We start from the raw sequence: 18,639 nt of genomic DNA on the forward strand, positions 1-18,639 counted from the left end.
GCTGATGGCGGCCCCGGCGATGCCATAGGCCGGGACCAGCCACAGATTGAGCGCCGCCTTCACGCCGGCGGCGAACAGCAAAATCAGGGCAGGGGCGCGCACGGCCCCCATGCCCTGCAGCAGCGCGGCGGTCACGGCCTGCAGCACGCCGCTGACCGCCGTCGACGCGATCCACACGAAAGCCGTCATCCCGGCGGCATCCGTGTAAAGCGCCACATTGATCGGCTCGGCCAAGGCGATCAGCCCCGCCGCCGCGGCCCAGCCGATCAGCCAGGTCCAGCGCAGCATCGACGCCAGCAGCTCCCGCAGTTGGGCGGCATCGCGGCGCGCGGCGGCGGCCACGGCCGGCACGAGGCCGACCGCGAGCGAGCTGGCGACCATCGTCACGAGCTGGACCAGCGGGAAGGCGCGGCTGTAGACGCCGAACTCCGCCAGCGCGCCGGCCTCGCCGAGCCCGTGCTGGGCCAGGAGGCGCGGCACCGTGAACACATCTACGACATTCACGGCAGGCATCACGATCGCGCCGAGGCAAATCGGCAGGGCCGTCCAGGCCAGCCGCCGCATCCAGGCGCCGGTTGTCGCCGAAGCTGGCGGGGCGGACAGGTCTCCCCTCGCCGAGCCGGGCAGCTCCACATCCTTCGGACCAGGCAGCACCGCTACGGCCCGGGCTTCCCGAGCGGCGGAACGGCGCTCCTTCCACCGGAAGCAGGCCATCGCCGCCAAGCCGCACACGCCGCCCGCGAACGAGCCGAAGGTGGCGCCGGCCGCAATCGTCTCCTCCGGCGCTTCCCGGCTCACATAGTAGAGCAGAAGCGCGATCATGACCGCTACCCGGCCGGTTTGTTCCGCCACCTGCGAGACGGCCGTCGATTCCATCCGTCCGCGCCCCTGATCATAGCCCCGCAGGGCGGCGGCCAGCGGCATCACGAGCAGCGCGAAGGCCGAGCTGCGAATCGCCGGGACGGTATGGCGGTTGCCGATCCAGGAAGCGACCGTCTCGGCTCCCCAGGTCAAGACGAGGAAGCCGAGCAGGCCGGTGAAGCTCATCAGAAGGCAGGAGGCGTACAGCACGCGGGCCGAACCCTGCTTGTCCCCCGCCGCTTCGCATTCGGCGACGAGACGGGCCACGGCGACAGGGATGCCTGCCGAGGCGATGACCATCAGCAGCACATAGAAGGGATACACGGCGTTGTAAATGCCGAAGACACCGTCGCCCCCGATGTTCTGCAGCGGAATTTTCTGCAGCGTGCCGATGATCTTCGACAGCACTGCCGCCGCGCCCAGCATCAAGGCGCCGGATACGACATGCCTTCCTGTTGTACGCTCCATGCTCGTCTCCCGCCCATCCGAATCCAAAGGTTGCCGCTGCGTCAATGATTTCTTACGCGCGTTGTAATGTACACGTATTATATCATAGACCGCATCTGCGGACAGAGCGGGGCCTTCCGGAACAAAAAACTCCCGCTTCAGAAGGGGCGCACGCCTTGGGGCGGCCCTTCACGAGCAGGAGCGATGCACCGCCGGAGCGGATTATTGTTCCATTTGTTTTCCGAGGAAGCCGGCAGCCGTTTCCGCCATTTTCACTTCCATCTGACCCATCTTGACGCTGTCATCCCGATTCAACAGCACGACCGTTCCAATCGGATCCCCGCCTGATACAATCGGCGCAGCGACAAAAGAAGACAACGTCTCCTGATGATCCTTCACGATCTCATAATTGCCGGAATTCGTCTCCAGCACCGACTTGCGGTTGTCCATGCAGTTTTCCAGCAGCATGCCGATCTGCTTGTCCAAAAATTCCTTCTTCGAGCCTCCAGCCAGCGCGATGATGGTGTCGCGGTCGGAGATCATCGTGATGTGGCCTGTGCTTTCATACAGAGACTCCGCATATTCCTTGGCGAAATCGCCCAATTCCCCGATAGGCGAATATTTTTTGAGGATGACTTCCCCGTCGCGATCAACGAAAATTTCAAGTGGATCACCTTCGCGAATACGCAGCGTGCGACGAATTTCTTTGGGAATGACCACGCGTCCGAGATCATCAATACGACGAACAATACCAGTAGCTTTCATTAAAGGTTGCCCCGCTTTCCAAGATTAGTTTTAAAGGTCAACTGGATTATTGTTTTTAGGAGAGATGCGGTATAGTTTCAAACTCTGACCATAGTATTCATCTGCTCCCACCTTCTTATACATTTCATGATACTCCGTTCATGCCCCGTTGACTGCAAAGCACTTCACATTTTTCGACATTTAACGACATATTTTCTCCACTTTTCTCAAAATTTTCACATTTATTTGTCGTTAACACTGGATAATTTTATCCTAAAACTCTGTTTTTGTCGAATCCTCGCTTGTACTAGGACTTTCTCCCTAGAGGGCCACAAAATAAAGAGGCCGTCCCCGACACCGGGGACAGCCGCAGCTGGTGAATCACTTTATTTCGTGCCTTTCGCCTTGTCCTCTTTCTTGTCTGTTGCCGCGTTGTTGTCCTGTGGCGTCTCGGTTTTGTTGTCGTCCTGCTTCGTATCCTTCTTGTCGCCTGTCGAGTCGGCCGGCTGCTCTTCCTTGGATGCGTCCGGCTGCTCCTGAGTCTGCGGCAGATCGATTTTCTTGATGATCTTCTCCAGGTCTTTCTCCATGAAGTCGTTCATCAATTCCGATGCGGCCCGGGTGCGCAGCGACGTCTTCTCGGTGTCGGTCAGCTTGTCGAAGGTCTTCTCTGCACGGGCTTCGACCCGCATGACATGGTAGCCGTAGTCGGTCTCGACCGGCTCGCTGATCTCGTTGATCGGCAGCGTCAGAGCCGCCTCCTTGAATTGAGGTACCCAATTCCCTACCGCCACATCCTTGTACAGGCCGCCGTTGGAAGCCGATCCGGTGTCATCCGAGTTTTCCTTGGCCACCTTCGCGAAGTCCTCGCCCCTCTTCAGACGGGCTTGGATATCTTTGGCCATCTTGAGCGCATCTTCTTTTTTGCGTTCTTTGCCATCCTTATCCTTGAAGCCGATCAGCACGTGGCGAACGGTCGCCACCGTCAAGTCCTTCTTGTTCTTCTCGAACTCGGCCTTCAGTTGCTCATCGGTGACTTTATCATTGTAATCTTGAACGACCGTCAAAATCCGGGTCATATACGCCGTCACGTCGGCCTCGGTCAGCTTTTGGGCATCCAGCATTTTCTTGAACTCGTCATCGCCCGCCTGCTTCTTCATCAAGTCCAGTTGTTCCTTGGCCTTCTCTTGGCCTGTTTTCTTGGCCTTGTCGGACGCTTTGCCCTCCAGATACAGGTAAGCGATCTGCTGCTTCAAGAAATATTCCTTGAACTGATCCATGCCGACGATTTGCTCATATTCCGGATAGAACACGAGCATATTGGCCATTTCCTTTTTGAATTCGCTCTCGGTCACTTCTCCGCCTTCATAGGTAGCCACCACTTTGCTTCCATCCTCCGATGCCGCCGTTGTATCTTTCTTGCCGCATCCCGCCAGGACGGACAGCGTCAACACGGCAGACAGCGCGAGCAGCAGCCATTTTTTGGAGCGCGTCTGTTTATTTTGCAACATGTTGTAATTCTCCCTTCGCTTTGATCGCGTCTGTAGCTTCAAGCATGAACTGCTCCAATTGCATCAGCAGCTGCATTGCATCCAACCCGCGCGCATTGATTTTCACCGTGCCATGCGCTTCGCGATCGACGGCGATGCGCCGATCGATGCGGGCCGCAATCGTTGCCAGCTTCTTACGGTCAAGCCATGGTTCAGCCGAAGGGTGGACCTTCATGGTGACCGTATCCCCGCGCTGCACGATGGATTCCAATCCATACTGCTTCGCATGCAGCTTCAGCCGTGCGACGGCAAGCAGTTGCAAGACGGCAAGCGGCGGTTCACCAAAGCGATCGATGAGTTCATCGCGCAATTCTTCGACTTCCTCCAATGAGGCGAGACCGGCAACCTTTTTGTAGATCTCGATCTTCTGAATACTATCATAAATATAATTCGGCGGCAAATAGGCGTCGATGTTGAGATCGATGAGCGTCGACAGCTCCTGCTGGTCGCGAATGGCGACCCCGTCCAGTTCGGCTTTGCGCTTGTTGATCTCATCGGCGAGCATCTGCGAGTACAGATCGAAGCCGACCGAAGCGATGAAGCCATGCTGCTCCGCGCCCAGCAAATTGCCCGCGCCCCGAATCGACAGGTCGCGCATCGCGATCTTGAAGCCGGAGCCGAGCTCGGTGAATTCCTTGATCGCTTGCAGGCGCTTCTCCGCGACCTCGTTCAAGACTTTGTCGCGCTGGTAGGTGAAATACGCATAGGCGATCCGGTTCGAGCGCCCGACGCGCCCGCGAAGCTGATACAACTGGGACAAGCCCATCTTGTCCGCGTCATGCACGATGAGCGTATTGACGTTCGGGATGTCCACCCCGGTCTCGATAATGCTTGTGCTGACCAGCACGTCGTACTCCCCGTCGAGGAAGTCGAGAATCGTCTTCTCCAGTTCCGTCTCCGACATCTGGCCGTGGCTTACCGCCACCTTCGCTTCCGGCACCAGCATCTTGATATGATCCGCCATCTGATGGATGCCCTGCACCCGGTTGAACAGGAAATACACTTGGCCGTCCCGCGACAGCTCGCGTTCAATCGCTTCCCTCACCAGCGAATCGCTGTATTCCAGCACATACGTCTGAACCGGGAAGCGGTTCTCCGGCGGCGTCTCGATGACAGACAAGTCCCGCACGCCGAGCATCGACATATGAAGCGTGCGCGGAATCGGCGTCGCTGTCAGCGTCAGCACGTCCACATTCGTCTTCAGCTTCTTCAGCTTCTCCTTGTGCGTGACGCCGAAGCGCTGCTCTTCATCCACGATCAGCAATCCCAGTTCCTTGAACACGACATCCTGAGAGAGCAAGCGGTGCGTCCCGATGACCACATCGACGACCCCCGTCTTCAAGCCCTTGATCGTCTCATTCTGTTCTTTGCGCGACCGGAACCGGCTCATTACCTGAATATTGAAAGGATAGTCCGCGAAGCGCTCGCGGAATGTCTCGTAATGCTGCTGGGCCAGGATCGTCGTCGGCACGAGGACCGCCACCTGCTTGCCCTCAATAGCCGCCTTGAAGGCGGCGCGCACCGCGACCTCTGTCTTGCCGTAGCCGACATCGCCGCACAACAGCCGATCCATCGGCCGCGGCAGCTCCATGTCCTTCTTGATCTCCGCGATCGCGCGCAGTTGATCCCGCGTCTCCTCATATGGGAACAGGTCCTCGAATTCCTGCTGCTCCGGGGTATCTTTGTCGAAGGCATAGCCGGATGAGGCTTGTCTAGCTGCATACAGCTTAATCAGATCGTCGGCAATGTCCTTGACCGATGATCGGACTTTATTTTTGACCTTGGTCCATTCCGTTCCGCCCAGCTTGTATATTTTCGGCTCCTTCTCCTCCGAGCTGACATAGCGCTGAATGAGATGGAGCTGATCGACCGGCACGGACAGCTTGTCGCCGCCGGCATACATAATATGCAGATAGTCTTTATGGATGCCGTTGATCTCCAGGGTGCCGATGCCGATATATTTGCCGATGCCATGATTCTGATGGACGACGTAATCCCCGATTTTCAGCTCGGTGTAATTGCGGATGCGCTCCGCATTGTCCATCTTCATGCTTGCGTCGGCGCGCCGCGTCTTGCGCTGCTTCTGGGAGAACATCTCGCCCTCGGTGATCACGACGAGATGGATCGAAGGCAGCTCGAAGCCCGACTGCAGATTCCCGGTCATAATCGTCGGCTCCGGAATCTGGTAGTCCTGCAGCACCCGGCGCACCCGATCTACCCGCTCCGGTCCGTTGGCCAGAATGATGACATTCGCCCCGGCTTTTTTCCACCGTTCCATCTCGGCCTTGAGCACATTCATCTGCCCATGGAAGTTCTGCATCGTCCGGCACATGACATTGACGATGTTCTGAGGCTGGGTGTGCGGCACCTGGCGCAGGAACAGCGCCATGAACAGCGTCTGGAACGGACGCTTGCCCATAGCTGCGTCAGCGGATAGGCCCAGCTCCAGCGACGGCAGCGATTTGCCGTTCTGCAGCAGATGCGTGCTCCACTCCGCTTCATCGCGTTCCAACTGCTTGGCCGTCTCCATGACCCGGGCCGGCTCGTCTATCAGAAGCAGCGTATCCTGCGGCATGTAATCATAGAGCGTATGCCGCTCCGGATAGAGCAGCGACACGTATTTATACATTTCACTAAAATAGGAAGCGCCCCGGAGCCGTTCGATATCGTGACCAATCTCCTGTTGGAGCTTCTCCTTCACCTGGCGATCGGTCATTCGGGCCAATTGCTCCTCCAGACGTGCGGAAGCCGCTTCGGCCGCCTGGGCGAAGCGTGTCTTGTCGGCAATCCATTCCTTGGCCGGCGGGATAGTCAACTGCTTCAGCTTCTCCACCGAACGTTGATCGGCCGCGTCGAAGGAACGGATCGAATCGATCTCGTCGTCGAACCACTCGATCCGGTACGGATAAGGCGATGTCAGCGGGTAAAGGTCGACGATGCCGCCCCGGACACTGAATTCTCCGGCGGCTTCCACCCGTTCGGTCCGCTCATAGCCGAGGAAGACCAGGGATTCCAGGAACGAATCTAGCTTCACCTCGTCGCCAACGGCGATCGTGAATTGAGAGGATGCCATCGTCTCCCGGGCAGGCAAAAACCGCCGCAGCCCCGCATACGGAGTTACGACGATCCCGCGGAATCCGCGGGCGATGCCGGTCAGTGCCTCAATCCGCTGTGCAATCACTTCCGGACTGGAGATGGCCGCTTCCGCAGCGACCAGCTCATTCGCCGGGTACAACAATATTTGGTCCGGAGACAAGCATTCTTGCAGATCCTCCGCCACCTTCTGCGCAGAGAACATATTGTGCGTCACGACCAGCAGGGGCCGCTCCAACTGATGATGCAGAGCAGCCATCATGACCTGCCGCGTCGAGCCGGCCAGGCCGGATACCAGTTGCTCCTTCATCCCGCTGCGAATGCCTTCGACGATGGAGTCGATATCCCGCTCTCCAGATAATGCTTTCATGAGTGCGTTTAACAAAGGACAGGCCTCTCTTTCTTACCCGCGTAATCATATTTTCAGGGTTATAGTATTCGGTCCATCCAAAATAAGCCTCGGCGGCAAGCCAAGGCTGACGTATCTCCGCATGCAACAAGCTGTCATTGCAAAGGCGATGACAGCAAGGACAATTCGGGGTGCATCTGGATCGCTTCTGTACAAAAATCGCAAGTCATTCGCACCGTTACGTCTCCATTGGTATGAACCTTAATATATTCATGGCGCTCCGCCTCAGTCAGAGTATGAAAGCCGAGTCTCGTCTCGTCGATCTCGCTCCCTTCGACGCGCCCGATTAACGTATGACAATGTTTGCAGACATAATTCACAGACATGTATATGCCTCCTATCGCGAGATTATACCGATTCAGTTACTCAGTATGTCCCGGATAGGGCCGGTTTAGCCGGGTTACCCGTTAAATTTGGCCATCGTCTGATCAAAAGAATGCGTCAGCGCAAATTCGACCGCATCGCAGGTTTTGTCAATGGCCTCCTCCAGCTTGTCGCGCTCGGCCTTGGCGAAGGGCGACAGGACGTAATCCACGATCTCGCGCCCTGGCTGCGGACGGGAGATGCCCATACGCACCCGGTTGAACGACTGGGTGCCCAAGTGCTGGATGAGCGACTTGATGCCGTTGTGGCCGCCGGAGCTTCCTTGATACCGCAGACGGACCTTGCCCAGCTCGGTATCCATATCATCGTACAATACGATCAGGTCTGCCGGATCGGCCTTGTAATAATCCATATAGGCTCGTACCGCTTCGCCCGATAGATTCATATAGGTCATCGGCTTCATCAGCACGATTTTCTCCGTGCCGACGCGCCCTTCGCCAATCAGGGCTTTGCATTTGCTGTCGCGCACCTGAATCTGATGGCGCTCCGCCAGCCTGTCAATCGCCATGAAGCCGATATTATGGCGCGTGGACGCGTACTGCGTGCCCGGGTTCCCGAGCCCTACAATCCATTTCAAGACGGCTCCTCCTTTATCAATGCCGATAAGGGTTACTTCTCTGACCAGCGGTCAAAGACGTAACCCTTACTATTCAGACTACTTGTGATTATTTCCCCAAGTAACGTTGCGACATACGCGAACGCTGTTCTTATTCAATCTCGAACAGCTTGCTGATGGACAATTCTTCATGAACGCGAATAATGGCTTCACCCATTAACGGAGCAACCGACAGCACTTGCAATTTGCTGGAAGGATTCTCATGCTTGATTGGAATCGTATCCGTTACAATCACTTCTTTGAACGGTGAATTCTCCAATCGTTCCATCGCTGGGCCGGACAGGACCGGGTGCGTGCAGCAAGCATACACTTCCTTGACGCCCGCCTTCACCAACGCGTTGGCTCCGAGCACGATCGTGCCCGCCGTATCGATGATGTCATCGATAATAATCGCGGTTTTGCCTTTGATATCGCCGATAATGTTCATGACTTCGCTCACGTTCGGCTCCGGACGGCGCTTATCGATAATCGCCAGCGGCGCATTCAAGAAGTCAGCCAGCTTGCGGGCGCGTACGACGCCGCCATGATCCGGCGATACGACCACAATATTTTCCAATTGCTTGGAGCGGAAGTATTGGGCCAGGATCGGGACTCCCAGCAAATGGTCCACCGGGATATCGAAAAATCCTTGAATCTGTGTTGCGTGCAAATCCATCGTAATGACGCGATGTGCGCCTGCCGTCTCAATCAGATTGGCTACCAGCTTCGCTGTGATCGGATCGCGGGAACGGGCCTTGCGATCTTGTCTCGCGTAGCCGTAGTAAGGAATGACGACGTTAATGCTCTTGGCGGACGCGCGCTTGAGTGCGTCGACCATGACAAGCAGCTCCATCAGACTGTCGTTCACCGGATCGCATGTCGACTGGACGACATAGACGTCGCAGCCGCGAACGCTCTCGGAGAGCTTGATCTGAATCTCGCCGTCGCTGAAGCTCGTCGTCATGGCATCTCCCATAGGAATGCCGATGTACTCGGCGATTTGATGCGCCAATTTTGGATTGGAGTTGCAAGTGAATATTTTCAACTTGGAATCACAATACGTCATGATTTTGAATAACCCTCCGTGCCGGTTCTTGTTCATTGAAGTTCTACATTTCCGTTAATGGCAATGCGCGTTCAAGTCTATCAACTTAATGCTACCCTTTACGGGAGCTTAATGCAACTGTTATCATTAGGAGTTCCGCTCTTTTTTTGCCTTCGCGCGGGCGCGGATCTTGTCCGCGTACCCCGGCTTATTCGTCTGCCGCTCACGGGCAATGGCGAGATCGCCGGCAGGGATATCATGCGTAATGGTTGATCCGGCGACGACATACGCTCCATCGCCGACCTTGACCGGAGCGATCAGGTTGACGTTGCTGCCAATGAACGCGTCGTCTCCGATCTCGGTAACGGACTTATTATGTCCGTCATAATTGACGGTAATCGCGCCGCAGCCAATATTGACATTCTTCCCTACCTTCGCATCCCCTATATAGCTTAAATGCGATACTTTGGCATGATCGTCCAGAGATGCATTCTTAATCTCTACGAAATCGCCGACCTTCACCTGCTCTCCCAGCTTGGCGCCGGGACGCAAGTACGCAAATGGACCGATGCTGCTGCCGCTGCCGACGGCCGCCTCCTGCAGGACCGATTGCTTGACGTGCACGCGATCGCCGATGACCGAATCGGCCACATCGCTGTTCGGGCCGATCACGCAATCTTCCCCGATGACCGTGCTGCCGCGCAGCACCGTGCCGGGCTCAATGACGGTATCCGCCCCAATCCGGACGCCCGCTTCGATATACGTATGCGCCGGATCGATAATCGTTACGCCATTCACCATATGGCGCTTGTTGATCCGTTCCCGCATCAGCCGCTCGGCCTCGGCGAGAGCGCAGCGATCATTGACGCCAATGGACTCGGCTTCGTCCGCCGTACAATACGCTTGCACGATTTCCCCTTGCGATTTCAAAATACCGATAACGTCGGTCAAATAATATTCCTGCTGAGCATTATGGTTCGTAATTTGCTCCAATGCGGCGAACAGCTTCTTATTGTCGAAGCAATACGTTCCCGTATTAATTTCCCGGATGCGCTGTTCTTCCGGCGTGCAGTCCTTCTGCTCAACAATTTTCATGACCGAACCGTCTGTTCCGCGGACCACGCGGCCGTATCCGGCCGGCTGATCCAGTTCAGCCGTCAAAATCGTTGCCGACGCTTGTGCGCCTTCATGAAGCTCCATGAGCTGCGCCAGCGTCTCGGAAGTGACTAGCGGAGTGTCGCCGCAAATGACGAGCGTCGTTCCCTTCTCCCCGTCCAGAAGCGCCTTGGCTTGCTTCACGGCATGTCCTGTCCCAAGCTGCTCGGCTTGGAGCGCGAACTCTGCCCGTTCGCCCAGATAGCTTTGAACCGCTTCGGCGCCATGCCCCACAATGACAACGGTGCGTTCGCAGCGCACCTGCTCCACCGCATCGAGTACATGGCCCACCATCGGTTTGCCGCACACCGGATGAAGCACTTTATAGAGCTTAGACTTCATGCGTTTGCCTTGTCCGGCGGCAAGCACAATGGCTATTCTTTTCAAAGTGTCCAACCTCCTGCTCTCCCTTTGATTCCATAGAAGAATATATCTCATTATGAACAAAAAGAAAAGAGAGCCCCCTATGATTGGCTCTCTTTCTTTGCAACCCCATAATTACCCAGACGCTTACGCGCCTTCTTCAATAACTTCCTCTTCCGTTGCCGCACGCTCGTATTCAGCCAGTACCGCAGCTTGAATTTTCTCGCGTGTTGCAGATGAAATCGGATGCGCAATATCGCGGAATTCGCCGTCCGGCGTCCGTTTGCTTGGCATGGCAACGAACATGCCGTTGTTACCATCGATAACGCGAATGTCGTGAACGACAAACTCATTGTCGATCGTAATGGAAGCGATTGCTTTCATTCTCCCCTCTGTGTTGACGCGGCGGAGTCTTACATCAGTAATTTGCACGTGTGTTCACCACCTTTTTCCATCAAGACTTGGTGTATAATTCCACACGCGCAACAAAAATCCTTCTTATTTTTGCCACAAACAGCGCTTTTTTTTGAAATTTTTAACGCTCTTTAACGGTTTCGACATGCTTCGATCTATATCGAAGCGATCAGTTCGATTTCGACAAGCACATCTTTGGGCAGCCGCGCCACTTCCACGGTGGAGCGAGCGGGCTTATGCGATCCGAAATAAGCTTCGTAAATCGCGTTGATTTGAGCGAATTGATTCATATCCTTGAGGAACACGGTCGCCTTGAGCACCTTGTCCAAAGAAGTTCCTGCCTCCTGCAGCACGGCCTTCAGATTGCGGAATACTTGATGGGTCTGCTCCTCGATTCCGCCCTCCACGAGCTGGCCTTCCGCGGTCAGCGGTATTTGACCGGAGGTAAATACGAGATTGCCCCATCGCACCGCTTGGGAATAGGGACCTATCGCCGCAGGTGCCTCATTCGTCGCTACAGGAACTATTTTTTCAGACATGGCGTTTCCTCCTTTTCATCCTGAACCTCTGATACCTTATTTCATTCCATCGAAATAATTGCCCGGCTGAACAACAAGCTGGCGGCCGCCTGGATCCTTCGTTCCAACCCGGACCAGGGACACGTAATCGTGAAGAAGCCGTTCTTCCTTCGGCACGTCTTCGGATTCGACCAGGACGCCGACACCGGCGACCATCGCATTGAACTCATGCAGCAGCTCGATCATGCCGTGAACCGTCCCGCCCGCGCGCATGAAATCATCCACGATCAAGACGCGCGAGCGCTCCTTCAACGCCCGCCGGGCCAATGTCATCGTATGAATGCTCTTATGCGAGCCGGATACGTAATTAATGCTGACGGCCGATCCTTCCGTAACGACATGGTCCCGGCGCACCAGCACCACCGGAAGATTGAGATGCGCCGCCGTCGCGTAGGCGATAGGAATCCCCTTCGTCTCAACCGTCATGACGACGTCGATCTCGCGGCCTGCGAATGCGGAAGCAAACATGCGTCCGATATCATTCATGAGCCCCGGTTGGCCGAGTATATCCGTGATGTAGAAATAACCGCCGGGCAGCACCCGATCAGGCTGCTCCATGACGGTGCATAATTCCTCGATGACCGGAAGAGCCTTCTCTGGACCGCATTTGGGCATGAACTTCACGCCTCCCGCCGCTCCGGCAAGGGTTAGCAGATCCCCCGTTCCTTCCTCTTCGAACACTTCCTTGATAATCGCGAGATCTTCGCTTATGGACGATTTGGCCGCACCATAGCGTTCAGCGAAGGTCGTGAGTGGAATGAGCGTATGGGGCTTCGTCATCAGGTATTGCGTCATTTCAACCAAGCGGGCGCTGCGCTTCATTTTTTTCATCGTGACTCCTCACTCACAAAAACCGAATATTATAAAGTAAATATTACATGAATGTACGTCCATTATCAACAATTTCTCAATATGTCAAGACAGCGGGCGGCGCTCCGTGGCGAGGGGACCCGCTCATGCAAGCGCATGCCGCTCCAGAGCGTCAGTTCCCCTGCCGTGAACCGAGCAGGCGTACCGCATAGACTTCCTTGCAGAAGCCTCTCAGTCCGTTATAAATCCTCGCTATCTTCGACTCCCTCGAGACGAGGCCGAATACGGTTGGTCCGCTGCCGGACATCAGGACGCCGTCGGCGCCGAGCTTCACCATCGCGTCCTTCAGCTGCTGCACCTCGGGATACAGGGGCAGCGTTACATCCTCCAATACATTGCCGAGCGACCGGCACACCCCATAGAAGTCATGCCCGTCGATGGCCTGTATCATAGCCGCCAATGAGGGATGTTCCTGAATTCTATCCGCGCGCAAGCGGCCGTAAATATCCGCGGTGGACACATTGATCGGCGGCTTGGCCAAAATAACCCAGCATTGCGGGGGATTGGCTATCGGCTGCAGCCGTTCTCCTCTCCCGCTCGCAATGGCCGTACCGCCGGTGACGCAGAAGGGCACGTCCGAGCCGAGCTCCGCCCCGAGCGCTTGCAGCTCCTCGTCCGGGATGCCGAGGCGCCACAGCCGGTTCAGCCCCCGCAGCGCCGCCGCCGCGTCGCTGCTGCCGCCCGCCAATCCGGCGGCGACGGGGATTTTTTTATCCAGGTGAATATATACGCCCTGCTTCACTTCGTACCGTTCCTTAATCAGCTTCGCCGCCTGGAAGGCCAGGTTCTTCTCATCCAGCGGAATGAAGCCCGCCTGGCTGGAAATGATAATGGTATCGCGTGGCAGTTCCTCCATCTCGAGACGATCCGCCAAATCGACCATGGTCATGACCATCTCTACTTCGTGATAACCGTCGCTGCGCTTTCTCAGCACATCCAGCAGCAAATTGATTTTGGCCGGCGCTTTCTCGTATACCTTCACTCACGTTCACCCTTCTTTATCCTACGGATCGCTTAGGTTATTATAACAGACTCTAATGGCCAAGTCATTCACGGCGGCCGGAGCCCGCCCCGCAACAAAAAAACGAGCAGGTGAAGTGCCGCCTGCTCGCTCGGAATGAAGAGGAAGGATCATGATTTCTTGGCTGCCGCTTGCTCGGCAAGTTGAATGGCACGCTTGACCATATCCCCGGCGTCCTTGGCACGAATGGCACCCCACCCGTACTCCTGAACGGTGTCATAGAAGCCCAGATCTTTGGCCAGCTCCGTCTTCAACTCCTCGGACATGAAGCCGCTGCGTCTTCTCCGGCCCATCGCCATACCTCCTCGCAAGAACCCTTCCGGATTCATGGGTATTGTGCAATCCGCCGCATGCTCCCGCGCACGCGGTATGTCTATAATGTGGGTCGTTCGCCGGACCGTTATTCGTGCCGCGGTGATCCGAAATATGGAATAACAAAAAGGCAGCCCCGAAGGACTGCCCATCCAGTTCGCTTAGCCGCGAACATATTCAATCTTCATCTCGCCGTTCTCGGCGCATACGGTTACTTCGACCGTATCTGTTAATATATCTGCATAGCTGTAGGATACACGCTTAAACGCGTTCTGATCCTGGTCCAACTTGACAATAAATACAGAAGGGTAGGTTTCTTCTAACACGCCCGTGCGTTCGATTGTCTTACGACGGCCTCCATTCGCACGAAGCATAATCTTCTGCCCTACATGAGCTTCAAGACAACGTCGAATTTCAAACAGCGCGTTTCTCGCCATTTCAGCCACCACCTCTTTCCTTGTCCATTATAAACAATTCCAGAGGTTTTGTCAAATTAACAAATAATTATAACAACAAGTTTAAATTAATGTCAATGTGTTTTTTTGCCCAAATGGTATAACATATGATGAAAATTCGTTTTTTATTCAAATAACGGATGGTGTAACTTTTAAAGTCGATAAATCTTTCCATTTCGGCATGCCGATCCGGTAGCTTCCTCTCGTCTCAATTCCGCCGACTCCATCGATTCCCGACATCGTATGAGGCGAAATATCCGCGATCTTCACCGTATCCTTGACCGGGGTGTAGGAGGCCCTGACCGCCACATAGACCGGATCAAGCGCGTGAATCATAATCCGCCCCGGGGAGCTGGCGAAGTTGGCTCCCGCCTGAAGCAGCGCTTCAAAATGGGACTGGCATGCCCCCGCCACGATCGTCATCAAATCGAGATGGCGTTCGAACTGCCTGGCAATGTGAACGGCATTGACGAAGTTCTGGGAGTTTTTGTAGCTTTGCAAACTGTACAGATCACGCTGCTTCAGCTGCTTGAGCACGCCGTCATGGCCTGTGAGCACCACGATGTCGGGCTGGACCACCGGGAGCAGCCGGTACAGCGCGTCTGCCATATTCGCCTCCGACACATAATGACCCTCCGCAGGGACCCGCAGCTGCCGATAGATCGTCATGCTTTTCTGCAAATAATTCGGATCTCCGTCCAAGTGCAGCACCTTGCCAGGCATTTCGAAATAAGCCGATGAATGGACCGGATCAGCCATTGATATCTCGGCCTGCTGGCGTTCCGTCTGTCTCCTGTTCTTCTCCTCTAACGCTTCCACCGACTGCAGCATTTTGATGTGGGCCTGCTGTGTGCGGCGCTTGACGGTCGACTCAGGCACTCTCACCAGATCATGAATCGGCGAGTCGGCGATCAGGCGGTAATCCGTGCCTTTGAGGATTGCCTCGTCTAGATGGACCGTCTCCACACGGAACGTAATATCGCCGCCATAGGACTTGCGTACGACCAAATCTCCTTGCTTCATAGGATCGATCACCTCTCTTCGACCATCCTATGGGCAGATGCATCATTTGGTGCTCATTGTTTTGGCGAGGCGGCATCCTTCCCGTCCTTGAACCGGTCATGAAGCACATTGCTGAACCGGGCAAATTCTTGCAGCGACAGCGTCTCTCCCCGGCGGTTCGGATCGATGTCCGCATCCGCGAACGCCTGGCTCAGCAGGTCCGTTCCCCATGCCGTGCCGTATTTGGCCTTCATATTGTTCCACAAGGTCTTCCTCCGTTGGGCGAACGCCCCCTGGATAACCTCGAACAGGAGCGCTTCGTCCTTCGCCTCCACCGGCGGCTTCTCCCGGATGCGCAGCCTGATGACAGCCGACTCCACATTCGGCTGCGGAATAAATACCGAAGGCGGGACGGTGCACACCAACTGCGGCTCGCTGAAGTATTGGACCGCAGCGCTCAAGCTGCCGTAATCCTTCGTTCCGGGTTGGGCCGCCATCCGTTCGGCCACTTCCTTCTGAATCATGACGACGATGTTTTTGAGCGGCAGCCGTTCCTCCAGCAGCTTCATCAGAATCGGTGTCGTTACGTAATAAGGCAGATTGGCTACGACACTGACCTTATCCATGGCGTGGAACTGTTCCCGGAACAGCTCGCCCAGATCGACCTTCAGCACGTCTCCGTGAACCACCTGGACATTCGGATAGGGCTCGAGCACTTCGCCCAGAATCGGAATCAGACGCTGATCGATCTCCACGGCCGCCACATGGCCCGCCTGCTGCGCCAGCTGCTCCGTCAAGGCACCGATCCCCGGCCCGATCTCCAACGCGCCTGTCGCGCTGTCCAGCTCGGCTGCATCGACGATGCGCCGCATAATATTCATATCGACCAAAAAATTTTGACCGAGGCTTTTCTTAAACGCAAATCCGTGCTTGCGCACAATCTCCTTCGTCCTCGATGGCGTTGCGATATCAATCGAAGGCTTGTTCATTCTGTCGTTCTCCTTCCGTACCCGTTACGATATGTGCAGAGGCCTCCTGCTCGTCCAATCTGGCCAGCGCGGTCTCGAACTCCGCACGGCCGATCTGGAACATGCGGCATCGCTTCAGCAGCTGCTTCGCATTGCAATATCCGATGCCAAGAATCTCCCCCAGCCGGTACCTGCGTTCCGCCGCTCCCGTCTGGATCGTCAGGCCCGCTTCGACCAAGTCCGCCCAGGCGAGCTCCGCATGGGCAGCAGGCATCTCGGTCCTGACTTGGGCCAGCGCCGCGCGTATCGCTTCCGGCGAGGCATTCTCCACGCCAAGGTCTCCCTTGGCTATCGCTTCATGCCGCGGCAGAAAGGCGTGCTTGCAGCCAGGCACCCGCTCCGCTATCTTTTTCCGAATCCGTTCCCCGGCATGATCCGGATCGGTCAATATGATGACTCCCCGCCGTTCCTGCGCCAAGGCGATGCGCCGTATCGTCATCTCGCTGACGGCCGAGCCTCCCGTCTCGATCGTATCGGCTTCCACGGCCCGCTGGATGGCTACGGTATCATCTTTCCCTTCCACTACAATCACTTCTCGAATCACAACTGCTGCTCCTCTCCGTTCCTGCTGCCGCCTCTATGTAAAAACACAAAAGAAGAGGGAATTCCCTCTTCTTAGAATGACATAAAACGTTGTATCTTACTATATGTTATAACGCCGCCCTAATTCAATTCCGGCTTCACCGGACCGATAACGTATACCGTGTATCCGTGCTTGCGGCCGAATTTGCGGACGGTGCTGCTGCTGTCGAAGTAGACATCAATGATGTTGCCCTTGACTGCGCCGCCGGTATCTTCCGCGCGGCGGAATCCGATTCCTTCAATGTACACCCACCAGCCGAGCGGAATTACATCCGGATCGACGGCGATGGTGCGGCCTTCGGACACGATGGCCCCGGATGCGGTCTTCGATCCTGCAGAGCCCTCCTGTTCGGTATAGGCGGTCAATTCCACGTTTTTAAGCACTTTTTTATAGTTGAAATCAAGGCTTCCGTCAGACAGGGCCCCCCCGCTGGCAGACAGAACGGCGACTTCCGGCTCTTTTTTGGTGCCGTAAGCGACGACTTGGTTCACTTGCTTCGTTTTCACCTTTTTGTCCACCATTTTGGAGTACACGAGCTTGCCGTCCTCGTACACCTTCTCGATTTTTTGGATAACGAGGCCTTCCTGGCCTTTTTGCACCGTCTTCGTCTTGCCCTTCGCCAAGCTCGGATCGGCTTTCTTTACCGTCCGGAACGGAACCTTTACTTTTCGCTCCTCGACATTTTTGCGGACGTCGATAATCCGGATATCCATATTTTCCGATACGGCGGTCTCTTTTTTCGGGATGACCTTATCCTCCGGCTTGACGGGTATATTCAATGCGATCAATGCTTCGTTGACTGATTTCTTCGTCGTGTAATGCGTCGCTTTCTTGCCGGCCATCACAATATTGACCGGCTTGGCGCGCTCGATGATGACCCGATCACCATCGGCGATTTCCGAATCCAACGGCTTCGATACCACATCATGGGCCCCAACGGCTATCGCGTGCTCATCCAAAACATCGCGCAGCATCGATTCCCGGGTTACCAAAGCTTCTTCCCGTCCATCCACATAGACCGACAGGGTCTTCTTGGACGCGCTGTATTGAAATAATACGGCTATCAAGGTAATTACAACCGCCATAACGATGATGACTGAGACGATACGAACATTTTCATGCTTCCATCGCATTGCGAGCGACATGCTGGATGATCGGGGTTCATGGGTTTCGTCTTGAACGAGCTGTCCCACTTCTCGGTCCTCCTTACATAGTCCCGCCGTCGAGTGTTACGCATGATTTCTGGCTGACGCGACTATTTGAAGAATGTTTACGAAGCAACCTTGCGGTTCCTCCGCACCAACACCAGTAACGGTTGTTCCTCACCTCCTGTTTCTTACACCTATGACGTCTTTCTTTTCTTTATTCAAAAAAAGAAGATTTCAAGAAAAAACAAAAGAAGCCTAGTGCAAGAGGCGACTCTTTCATGGCTTCTCATTGAAACCCAAACGTCATCAGTCAAGGACGCACGAGGACCCCTCTCTCCGTACGCTGACGAGGTTAGCTGTCGGGTTCGGGCTGCGAGAGTCGCCCTGTCGCTGCGAACCGGCTCATGGCTCGGCTGCACCGAATTCACCCCAAGGAATCAATCCACGCGTTCAGCCCTGCAATAGATGCCCGGCCAACACGCCATTTGGTTCCCCCGCTCTCCACTCAAGGAGATTAAGCGATACTGGTTGGTTGGAACAATATTCAAGTTTTCGTTTCGAACATCTGTGAGAAATCATATC

18 protein-coding genes and 1 riboswitch are annotated in these 18,639 nt (G+C 55.5%); all 18 genes read right to left on the bottom strand.

Features of this window, described 5'->3' with window-relative positions:
• The coding region (locus ABD76_RS25405) for a polysaccharide biosynthesis protein (protein WP_197259765.1) at positions 1-1,329 on the bottom strand (1,329 nt) is incomplete at its 3' end.
• Between the two features lie 201 nt (positions 1,330-1,530).
• On the bottom strand, positions 1,531-2,073 hold the full coding sequence (gene spoVT, locus ABD76_RS25410; protein WP_006678215.1) for a stage V sporulation protein T: 543 nt from the start codon (positions 2,071-2,073) through the stop codon (positions 1,531-1,533).
• 365 nt (positions 2,074-2,438) lie between these two features.
• Positions 2,439-3,563 carry a peptidylprolyl isomerase gene (locus tag ABD76_RS25415; protein ID WP_197259766.1) on the bottom strand — a complete coding sequence of 375 codons (1,125 nt, stop codon included), beginning with the start codon at positions 3,561-3,563 and terminating at the stop codon, positions 2,439-2,441.
• On the bottom strand, positions 3,550-7,080 hold the full coding sequence (gene mfd / locus ABD76_RS25420; RefSeq protein WP_197259767.1) for a transcription-repair coupling factor: 3,531 nt from the start codon (positions 7,078-7,080) through the stop codon (positions 3,550-3,552). The genes ABD76_RS25415 and mfd overlap by 14 nt, the downstream gene beginning before the upstream one ends.
• A 119-nt stretch (positions 7,081-7,199) precedes the next feature.
• The gene (locus ABD76_RS25425) at positions 7,200-7,430 is read right to left on the bottom strand and encodes an anti-sigma-F factor Fin (RefSeq protein WP_197259768.1); all 231 of its coding nucleotides are present in this window, start codon (positions 7,428-7,430) and stop codon (positions 7,200-7,202) included.
• Positions 7,431-7,504: 74 nt separating this feature from the next.
• Entirely contained in the window at positions 7,505-8,065 is a 561-nt protein-coding gene (gene pth / locus ABD76_RS25430; RefSeq protein ID WP_197259769.1) for an aminoacyl-tRNA hydrolase, read from the bottom strand.
• Positions 8,066-8,195: 130 nt separating this feature from the next.
• Positions 8,196-9,149 carry a ribose-phosphate diphosphokinase gene (locus tag ABD76_RS25435; RefSeq protein WP_197259770.1) on the bottom strand — a complete coding sequence of 318 codons (954 nt, stop codon included), beginning with the start codon at positions 9,147-9,149 and terminating at the stop codon, positions 8,196-8,198.
• 126 nt (positions 9,150-9,275) lie between these two features.
• Positions 9,276-10,670, bottom strand: a complete 1,395-nt coding sequence (gene glmU, locus ABD76_RS25440) for a bifunctional UDP-N-acetylglucosamine diphosphorylase/glucosamine-1-phosphate N-acetyltransferase GlmU (RefSeq protein ID WP_269155965.1) — start codon at positions 10,668-10,670, stop codon at positions 9,276-9,278.
• A 123-nt stretch (positions 10,671-10,793) separates the two neighbouring features.
• The gene (gene spoVG / locus ABD76_RS25445) at positions 10,794-11,078 is read right to left on the bottom strand and encodes a septation regulator SpoVG (RefSeq protein ID WP_005545528.1); all 285 of its coding nucleotides are present in this window, start codon (positions 11,076-11,078) and stop codon (positions 10,794-10,796) included.
• A gap of 137 nt (positions 11,079-11,215) precedes the next feature.
• On the bottom strand, positions 11,216-11,599 hold the full coding sequence (locus tag ABD76_RS25450) for a RidA family protein (protein WP_197259771.1): 384 nt from the start codon (positions 11,597-11,599) through the stop codon (positions 11,216-11,218).
• 36 nt (positions 11,600-11,635) lie between these two features.
• Entirely contained in the window at positions 11,636-12,469 is an 834-nt protein-coding gene (gene purR, locus ABD76_RS25455) for a pur operon repressor (protein ID WP_197259772.1), read from the bottom strand.
• A gap of 151 nt (positions 12,470-12,620) precedes the next feature.
• Positions 12,621-13,490 carry a 4-(cytidine 5'-diphospho)-2-C-methyl-D-erythritol kinase gene (ispE, locus tag ABD76_RS25460; RefSeq protein WP_197259773.1) on the bottom strand — a complete coding sequence of 290 codons (870 nt, stop codon included), beginning with the start codon at positions 13,488-13,490 and terminating at the stop codon, positions 12,621-12,623.
• Positions 13,491-13,639: 149 nt separating this feature from the next.
• Complete coding sequence (locus ABD76_RS25465; protein WP_006285897.1) at positions 13,640-13,822, bottom strand: alpha/beta-type small acid-soluble spore protein; 183 nt, start codon at positions 13,820-13,822, stop codon at positions 13,640-13,642.
• Positions 13,823-14,002: 180 nt separating this feature from the next.
• Positions 14,003-14,278: a biofilm formation stimulator Veg gene (gene veg, locus ABD76_RS25470; protein ID WP_006678203.1), complete on the bottom strand. Its 276-nt coding sequence runs from the start codon at positions 14,276-14,278 to the stop codon at positions 14,003-14,005.
• Between the two features lie 147 nt (positions 14,279-14,425).
• Positions 14,426-15,319, bottom strand: a complete 894-nt coding sequence (gene yabG / locus ABD76_RS25475) for a sporulation peptidase YabG (protein WP_197259774.1) — start codon at positions 15,317-15,319, stop codon at positions 14,426-14,428.
• 53 nt (positions 15,320-15,372) lie between these two features.
• Positions 15,373-16,287 carry a 16S rRNA (adenine(1518)-N(6)/adenine(1519)-N(6))-dimethyltransferase RsmA gene (gene rsmA, locus ABD76_RS25480; protein ID WP_197259775.1) on the bottom strand — a complete coding sequence of 305 codons (915 nt, stop codon included), beginning with the start codon at positions 16,285-16,287 and terminating at the stop codon, positions 15,373-15,375.
• Positions 16,268-16,870, bottom strand: coding sequence for a ribonuclease M5 (gene rnmV, locus ABD76_RS25485; protein ID WP_197259776.1), 603 nt, complete (start codon positions 16,868-16,870; stop codon positions 16,268-16,270). The genes rsmA and rnmV overlap by 20 nt, the downstream gene beginning before the upstream one ends.
• Before the next feature lie 119 nt (positions 16,871-16,989).
• Positions 16,990-18,102 carry a G5 domain-containing protein gene (locus ABD76_RS25490; protein WP_197259777.1) on the bottom strand — a complete coding sequence of 371 codons (1,113 nt, stop codon included), beginning with the start codon at positions 18,100-18,102 and terminating at the stop codon, positions 16,990-16,992.
• 280 nt (positions 18,103-18,382) lie between these two features.
• A riboswitch (cyclic di-AMP (ydaO/yuaA leader) is annotated at positions 18,383-18,588 on the bottom strand.
• Positions 18,589-18,639 lie beyond the last annotated feature (51 nt).

It is taken from the genome of Paenibacillus dendritiformis (assembly GCF_015845845.1).
Lineage (GTDB): Bacteria > Bacillota > Bacilli > Paenibacillales > Paenibacillaceae > Paenibacillus_B > Paenibacillus_B dendritiformis_C.

Coding starts and splice junctions, on each gene's coding strand:
- purR (WP_197259772.1), bottom strand. CDS start 12,469: ATGAAAAAAATGAAGCGCAGCGCCCGCTTGGTTGAAATGACGCAATAC.
- ABD76_RS25435 (WP_197259770.1), bottom strand. CDS start 9,149: ATGACGTATTGTGATTCCAAGTTGAAAATATTCACTTGCAACTCCAAT.
- ABD76_RS25450 (WP_197259771.1), bottom strand. CDS start 11,599: ATGTCTGAAAAAATAGTTCCTGTAGCGACGAATGAGGCACCTGCGGCG.
- ABD76_RS25425 (WP_197259768.1), bottom strand. CDS start 7,430: ATGTCTGTGAATTATGTCTGCAAACATTGTCATACGTTAATCGGGCGC.
- ABD76_RS25415 (WP_197259766.1), bottom strand. CDS start 3,563: ATGTTGCAAAATAAACAGACGCGCTCCAAAAAATGGCTGCTGCTCGCG.
- veg (WP_006678203.1), bottom strand. CDS start 14,278: ATGGCGAGAAACGCGCTGTTTGAAATTCGACGTTGTCTTGAAGCTCAT.
- spoVT (WP_006678215.1), bottom strand. CDS start 2,073: ATGAAAGCTACTGGTATTGTTCGTCGTATTGATGATCTCGGACGCGTG.
- rsmA (WP_197259775.1), bottom strand. CDS start 16,287: ATGAACAAGCCTTCGATTGATATCGCAACGCCATCGAGGACGAAGGAG.
- ABD76_RS25465 (WP_006285897.1), bottom strand. CDS start 13,822: ATGGGCCGGAGAAGACGCAGCGGCTTCATGTCCGAGGAGTTGAAGACG.
- yabG (WP_197259774.1), bottom strand. CDS start 15,319: ATGAAGCAAGGAGATTTGGTCGTACGCAAGTCCTATGGCGGCGATATT.